This is a genomic window from uncultured Sunxiuqinia sp., from assembly GCF_963974515.1.
Lineage (GTDB): Bacteria > Bacteroidota > Bacteroidia > Bacteroidales > Prolixibacteraceae > Sunxiuqinia.
On sequence record NZ_CAXBDD010000141.1, the window covers coordinates 1 to 7,152 of the forward strand.

The following is a 7,152-nucleotide window of genomic DNA, read 5'->3' on the forward strand; positions in this document are numbered from 1 at the left end:
GCGAAAACCAGGTTTGGACCTCACAAAGTGGTTACACACAATCCTCTGAAATGATTATCAACGGAAACCGTAACGGCAGTCATTTCCTGGAACATGAAGAAGGTAAATTTCCCCATAGCGATGAGGAAGAAGGCGATGAAGGATCTGGGGGACATCCCGGTGGCAAGGGACATGGAAATAGCGGAAATTCGGGAGGACAGAGCGGCGAAGGTGGAATGCCTGAAGTTATTCCGCCGCCCCACGACGAAGAGCATGTATTTGTGCCTACCGTTGGCGTCGCAATCAAACAAATGGGTAGTAACTCGAGAGCCGAAATGTATATTGAAGGCGATGACAACAAAGCGATAATAATACAAAGGGGCGGTGCCGGAAGTCCGGGAACTGAAAGTTCTTCGGGTAACGGGACTGTGGCATGCGAAGGTGGACACTTTGTTAATCAGGATATTTATGGTGATTGGAACCGCATTTTTGCTGACCAACGGGGCACAAAGCATACCATTAATCAATATGTAAATGGAGATGACAACTTGGTTGTGCTCATGCAAAAAGGAAATGGAAGCACATCTACGCTCGATTTGATTGGAAATTCTAATGAAATAGGGGTCGACCAAAAGGGGAAAAACAATTTTTCTGATATTGACATAAACGGTGATTTTAATGGAAATTTTATTCCGGGAGATGAATTTGGCATTAAGGTAGTACAGGAAGGTAAAGGAAATAATTCCGATATTGATATTACAGGAGACTATAACTTCATTGCTGTACATCAAAGTGGCGGGGCATTTTCCACTATTATTCAAAATGGGAATAACAATTCTGCGATCGTTAATCAAGAATCTTTAGAGTAATAATATTAAGCCTAATGACCCAACCTGGAACTTTAGAACCGAATCATTGGATTTAAAAAAGATTGTGAAAAAAATCTAACATGGCGTGTGTTCTCTCTGTTTCCCAAGGTTTGCAAGGGAACACACGCTGTAGCTTTAGTCGTTAGTTATTCAACGAGCATTTAATAAACTACCTGATATATTCTATAACCCAATGGTAATAAGAATTTCAAAATGGTATGGATAATTCGGACTATAAAGTGCTTTTGATTGAGCCAGTAAAAGAACGAAATAGTGTACTCACCAGCATTTTAATTGAACTCGACTTTCAGGTTATTTCAGTTAAGAATGTGGAAACTGCTCTAAAGAAAATACTGGAGCACAACCCGGATATTGTCATATGTCAGAAAGAATTGAGTGATTATTCCGGATTTCATTTCTACAACATGTTAAACAATGATTTGTTAAAAAATGAAATCCCATTTATTTTATTATCTGACCAGTTTAATAAAGATGACTTTCTGGTAGGAATGGAGCTGGGAATTGACAGTTTTCTCTTTCCTCCATTCGACCACATAAAAATCAGCAATATTCTGCTTAAACAGCTCCAAAAAAGCAACAAACGAAAAGCGAATGCTTCTACCCAGTTTCAATCCCTTTTTGAAGTCACTCCTTTTGGCATTTTTGAAGCGTGCAACAACAAAATAGTAAAAGCCAATAAATCATTTTACAAGTTGATTTATAAAACAGAAGATATAAAGACTCCTGTTCTGATATCGGGAATATTCGATTTTCACAATGAAAAAACCAATGATCTGAAATTCTTACGCTGTTTAAACGGAATTTCCAAGTATAGCTATTTTAAAGAAGTTCCTTCGCAGTTTGACCCGGATACAAAGTTCGACATTTATTTATCTTTTATTGATAACGGCATGTCTTCGCCCAAAATCATAGGGTTGGTCATTCCGGCCAACGACAATTGGGAAGAGCTCCATCCGTCGATAAAAAAAGTGCAAGGAAATTCCTCCTCGGTTTTGGACACCAAATTACGCCCGGTAAAACAGGCTGCTGACGGGAACTTTCTTTTCACAAACCGCGAGAAACAGGTGCTGAAACTCTCGGCAAAAGGCGCACCGGTGAAGCAAATAGCGAGTCATCTTGGAATTTCAGTACGTACCGTAGAAAAACACCGTTCAAACATCATCCATAAAACCAACGCAGGCAATATTACCGAAGCCGTGTTTTATGCCAATCAGAACAGTCTTCTGAAATAAATCAACATCTGTAGTTGTTCATCGGCCATCCGTTGCCTGGCGCCAGATTCTCTCCAAATCCTTCCAAACATGTCCAATCTGTTCATCACTACAGGCTCTGGCATTCAACTTACAAATAAAATCGTCTCCATTTTTCCAAAGCCCATTCTCACGAAATCGAAAGTGGTATTCCCATCACCTGAAGTTTGCTCCCCTAAGTATTCTCACTTATTCGTATGCCGGCTCACAAAAAACGTATTGCCTTGCACCGGATAGAGGCCTAGCTTTGAACTATATCTCACATGCAAAAGCTCAGAATGAAGTTTTCGACAGTTCTTAAAAAAGCGTTTATTAAATCAATTTTAAAGGATGAACTGAAATATTAGTCGAGTTGAACAACAGTTACTTTAATAAGAAATCATGAGTGTCAATCTCTTAACACATTTCGTCCACTGGTCGTTTTTCATTTTTTTGATGACCCCCACTCCCACAAAATACATGGCTCCCGATTCGTCAAAGATCGTATCCACGGTTACCGAAAATTCCATCATCGTCGATTCTTTACCTCTACCTCCACATGCTGCTACCACTGTAATTTCTAAAAACGTAAAAGGCACAACAGTACTAACAGGCAGCCAAAACAAGGTGAAAATTAATTCACGTGAAGATGCAGTTTCAGGAAAGGCAAAACCGACCATAGCAGTATACCAAGCAGGGAACAACAACAGCCTTAAAACAAACTCAGAATGAGTCTTTTGCAATTAGTGATTCCTAAACAATTAAAAATTAAAAAATGATGAAAAATCCAACTACCACCATTAAAAAAGTTTAAGCCGTATCCATTCATAAATGGCGCAGAACACGGCACTTCAAGTGTTTGGGAAACATTAATGCTGCGATTGGTGTCGCTCCCGAAAACAAATATCGTAAACGATATCTTTTAAAATCTAACCCTTCAAATACTCAAATTTTAAATTTTTTATTATGAAAAAACTAGTTTTCCTCTTTACAATGATGTTTGCCGTCTGTATGGCAATGGCACAAGTAAATGTTTCTGAAATTGAAAGCCACGGAACTGCAAACCAGGTAGCTGTTGATCAGACTAACGTAGATTCTCCAGTGCCGGGCAATACCATCTTTTCCTGGGTTGGTCAATGGGGAACAGGCAATATAGCTGAAGTTGACCAAGAGCAATCTGATAAGCATGCAAAGGTTGAAGAAATGCTGGAAGCCTATATCGATCAGCTCGGAGAGTATAATAAAGCCAAACAAATTCAAGGCCCTTCTGGAAAACAAGGTGGAACATCTGCAAAAATTCGTCAGGAAGGTGTAGGCAACGATGCTTTTCAACAACAAATTTACTATTGGAATGAAGCAGAAATATGGCAATATGGAACGGGAAATATTGCAAAACAGTCACAAGATCTCGATTTACCAGAAGATGCAACTGGAAGTGCCAACTGGGCATATGCTGAACAACACGGACAGTATAACCTTTCCGAACAGGAACAACACGGATGGTCTAACAAGGTAAGTGTCTTACAAGAAGGAGTTGGGAACAGAGCTTTTCAAACTCAGCAAAATTACTCATGGAAGAGTGATGCCACAATTAGGCAATGGGGAACCGGCAATGAATCAACACAAGACCAAAAAGGCAACTTAAATTTCGCACTGTCAGAACAATCAGGAGATTACAATTTTGCTAGTCAAACTCAGGTGTCTGATGGAGTGAGAGCAAATTCCGTTTATGATCCATTGAATGATGGAGAAGTTTTTCAATTTGGAGTTGGAAACAGAGCTATACAAATGCAGACTATCCCTTCTGAGGTTCTGGAAGATATTCTTCCCAATTTTGCAACTGCGACACAAGATGGAATAGGAAATCAATCAAGTCAAACACAATTTGGTGGCAATAATTCCAGCTCAGTTTTGCAAACTGGCAATTACAATAGCGCTGTCCTTACGCAAAGTCAGAACATTATACAACCGTAAAAGCAATTTGAAACAAGTCACTGGTCTTTAAGCAGGCAATCATACTCAATAAATGGAGTGTAGTAATCCAAACAATACCTGCCACCATCTTCCGATAAGAAAAAAGGTTAGTCCCTGCATCTTAATTTGATTTGATGGTTTAAAAGCCCCGGCCTTCGGGCCGGGGTATTGCAGGTAGAAAACCAGAAAAAATTCAAGAAACTAATCGAACGATATGACAACGAAACCATTACTTCTTATAACCGCTGCCTTGCTTTTTGTGCTTTATTCCAACGCACAGATCAACATCCAGCAAATTAATTCGTCCAAGAACGCAGGTTATCTTTCAATCCAGTCATCGCCCACTGAACGAGAAGCCAATGTGGCAAGCATATCTCAATTAGGCAACCAGAACACGGCTAAAATCAATCAATCCAAAACCGGCATTAGTCCACTGGGCAATCAAGCTTTTTCATTTCAGAATGGGAGTTCAAACAGCCTTGAGATTGACCAAAAAGGAGATGGGAACTCACTATTGAGTTTACAGCTAGGCTACCTGACCGACCTCTTTAGTCATGACAACACCAATTCCCTGGAGACAATTTTTAGTAGCGCAAACCTGTTGGGAACAAGTTCCTCAAACGGAAATCACGCGTCTGGTTCGACCAACGAGGTCGTTAGTCAGCAAGACGGAACATCAAATGCCTTAGTGAGCTTGCAAATTGGAAATGAAAACTTCATTTCGGCTGGTCAAACGGGGAAAAACAACCACCTAAGTATCACCCAATTTGGAAATAAAAACCAGGTAACTGGCTACAAGCAGAACAATAACTCCGAAGATGTCCTATTCGATACGGTTCTGCAACTGGGTGAAAACCTCCAACTAAACGCTACGAACGGAGCAACTGAGAAAGTTCTTGGAGACAGTTTCTCGCAACAGGGTTCCGACTTGTCGTTAACGCTTACCAGTAGCTTATTGTCCGCTCCTGGAGGAATAAAAGTTACCCAAAGCGGCCACGACATGCATATTGTGATTGATCAGTCCTATTTTTCGTTCCCAATGAAATAACTTTCTTCTTCACCCTTCATCTCTTTATCTTCGTGAAGATCAACAGTACGTTTAATAATCTTCATACCAGAACCTTAAATTCAGTTGCCTTGTGAGTCGCGCTGTGTGTTTCTCCTATTCTGCTACACAGTGCGCAGCCGATTATTGGTATGTCGTTACAAAAATACAATAGAAACATGGTAGCCAGTGGCTCGATATGGAGCTTCAAAGCCGGTAATAATTCGGGCAACTAAGCTTATTGAGAGACTGATTCAAAAATCAATCACTCAATAATCGTATTTTTTTGAACTATCCGGACAAAGCCTCACACTACTAAGCATTGCGTTTATGAATGCCTATTCGCAAAGATCCTATTATATGTTGTTCAGCATCTTTTGACGCAGCAGAATCCCTTCTATACGTTGGATAACACCTTTTGATGCCGCCGAACGACTTTTCATCGTGGATGGATGCCTTTTCATCCACGCCCCGCACATCATCTGAACGTTATTTCGTTCCACAATAGGGGGTATAGGCTTAATAATTCAGTTCATTATGCGAGGAAAGCCCGTCCCTATTAAAAGACACGAAAGCAAGTAAGCACAGCGATTTTTTCATTCAGCACATCATATTCATTCTGCATATATTTGTATTTAATCTGACAATCAACATTTAAAATCAACATTCATAAATAAACGTACTGTTTGTCAGCCTACTCAACCTTTTTAATTTTCTATTGATGATCAATAGCTTTAATCCTGTAAAGAATTTCTTGTTGGCCATTAGATTAATTGACTTTTTAAATAAAACAACATGGGTAAGAGTAAGAGATTAGCCGTCATTTTGGAAAATTGCAGGATCGGCGTACAAGACGCGGAAAGCGAAGAGGAAATCAAAACCGCGATTGCGCCGTATGGTTACACCGATGAGAAACTTCAAACGGGTTTAGCCATGTACCAGGAAACCTTTGATCTGTCTACTGTTCAGGGAAAAGAGAAACAAGATGTTCGGGAAGTAACCGACCAGTTTACCGAATAACGGGAGGCCGCGGAGGAAGCATATGAAGATATTTTCCAACTGTCTAGTGTGGCTTTCCACCAGGCAACGTCGCTGCATAATCTACTCCCTTCAGTTTTATCGTATTCTCCTTTTGATGTCTGGAGGTTTAAAGCGTAGACGATGTATAATAACATGATCAATAACGACCAAGCGCTTGCACTGCTTGCTAATATGGGCATTACGGCCGAAACATTGCAGCAACGAAAAGATGAACTGGTTGCACTGGAGCAACTGGCAAACCTACGGAAAATAGAGGAAGGAGAGGCCCAACAGGCCACCAAAACCCGGGATGCCAAAATGGAAGAGCTGAAGGATTACTTCCGTGATTTAATAGCGATTGCGAAAATTGCATTGAAAAGTAAACCACAGCTATTGGAAAAATTGGGTGTGGCTGTTCGCTCATAAAAGTAGTGGGATTAAAAGGTGATTGCAGGAAAAAGGCATTTTAAGTTTTAAGGCAATTTCCCTGCACCTGCTAATATTTATCGCATACACATTGGCATAGCCGTTACCTTCAATAGACAACGGTTTTTTAGTTTTGAACCTCTTGTTTTTGGATTTAGAAATTTAATGGGAAGGTAATGACGTTGCATTTCTCATTTCTATGATTGCCTTAACCCACCCCGCCCTGGGGTAGGTCAATACGACAATAAATGTTTTCCAGTACTTGTTGCAATTATTTAAGCGGAATATTCTTCAAAGTTTCGATCATAAAATTCCAAAATTTTTGCACACTAGCAATGTTGACCTTTTCATCGGGCGAATGCGGAAAACGAATGGTTGGTCCAAACGAGATCATGTCCCAGTGCGGATAGGTTCCCCCTAAAATGCCACACTCCAGACCAGCATGAATAGCTTTTATTTCGGGCACTCTACCATATTTTTGCTCATAAACAGACTGCATGGTTTTCAAAATGGGTGATGCCATATTGGGCTGCCAGCCAGGATAAGCCCCTGAGAATTCCACCTTTCCACCAGCCAGACTAAATACCGC

7 protein-coding genes and 1 pseudogene are annotated in these 7,152 nt (G+C 40.4%); 6 read left to right on the plus strand and 2 right to left on the minus strand.

Translation table 11 applies throughout. The features are described from left to right. Positions 1-848, plus strand: an 848-nt coding sequence (locus AAC033_RS17615; RefSeq protein WP_339740555.1) for a hypothetical protein, incomplete at its 5' end; no start/stop codon positions are given. A 218-nt stretch (positions 849-1,066) separates the two neighbouring features. Then, entirely contained in the window at positions 1,067-2,101 is a 1,035-nt protein-coding gene (locus AAC033_RS17620; protein WP_339740557.1) for a LuxR C-terminal-related transcriptional regulator, read from the plus strand. A gap of 386 nt (positions 2,102-2,487) precedes the next feature. On the opposite strand, the gene AAC033_RS17625 is transcribed toward AAC033_RS17620, so the two are convergent. Continuing rightward, positions 2,488-2,841: a hypothetical protein gene (locus tag AAC033_RS17625; RefSeq protein WP_339740559.1), complete on the minus strand. Its 354-nt coding sequence runs from the start codon at positions 2,839-2,841 to the stop codon at positions 2,488-2,490. A gap of 223 nt (positions 2,842-3,064) precedes the next feature. Between AAC033_RS17625 and AAC033_RS17630 the strand changes: the two genes are divergently transcribed. From AAC033_RS17630 to AAC033_RS17645, 4 genes are all read left to right on the plus strand, one after another. Continuing rightward, complete coding sequence (locus AAC033_RS17630) at positions 3,065-4,072, plus strand: hypothetical protein (protein WP_339740561.1); 1,008 nt, start codon at positions 3,065-3,067, stop codon at positions 4,070-4,072. 214 nt (positions 4,073-4,286) lie between these two features. After that, positions 4,287-5,120, plus strand: coding sequence for a hypothetical protein (locus AAC033_RS17635; protein WP_339740563.1), 834 nt, complete (start codon positions 4,287-4,289; stop codon positions 5,118-5,120). Positions 5,121-5,912: 792 nt separating this feature from the next. Next, a complete protein-coding gene (locus tag AAC033_RS17640; RefSeq protein ID WP_339740565.1) occupies positions 5,913-6,137 on the plus strand; it encodes a hypothetical protein in 225 nt (74 codons plus the stop codon). Positions 6,138-6,278: 141 nt separating this feature from the next. Continuing rightward, a complete protein-coding gene (locus tag AAC033_RS17645) occupies positions 6,279-6,563 on the plus strand; it encodes a hypothetical protein (RefSeq protein WP_339740567.1) in 285 nt (94 codons plus the stop codon). Between the two features lie 271 nt (positions 6,564-6,834). Here the strand turns inward: AAC033_RS17645 and AAC033_RS17650 are convergent. Further along, positions 6,835-7,152, minus strand: a pseudogene (locus AAC033_RS17650) (cytosol nonspecific dipeptidase); the annotation flags it as partial.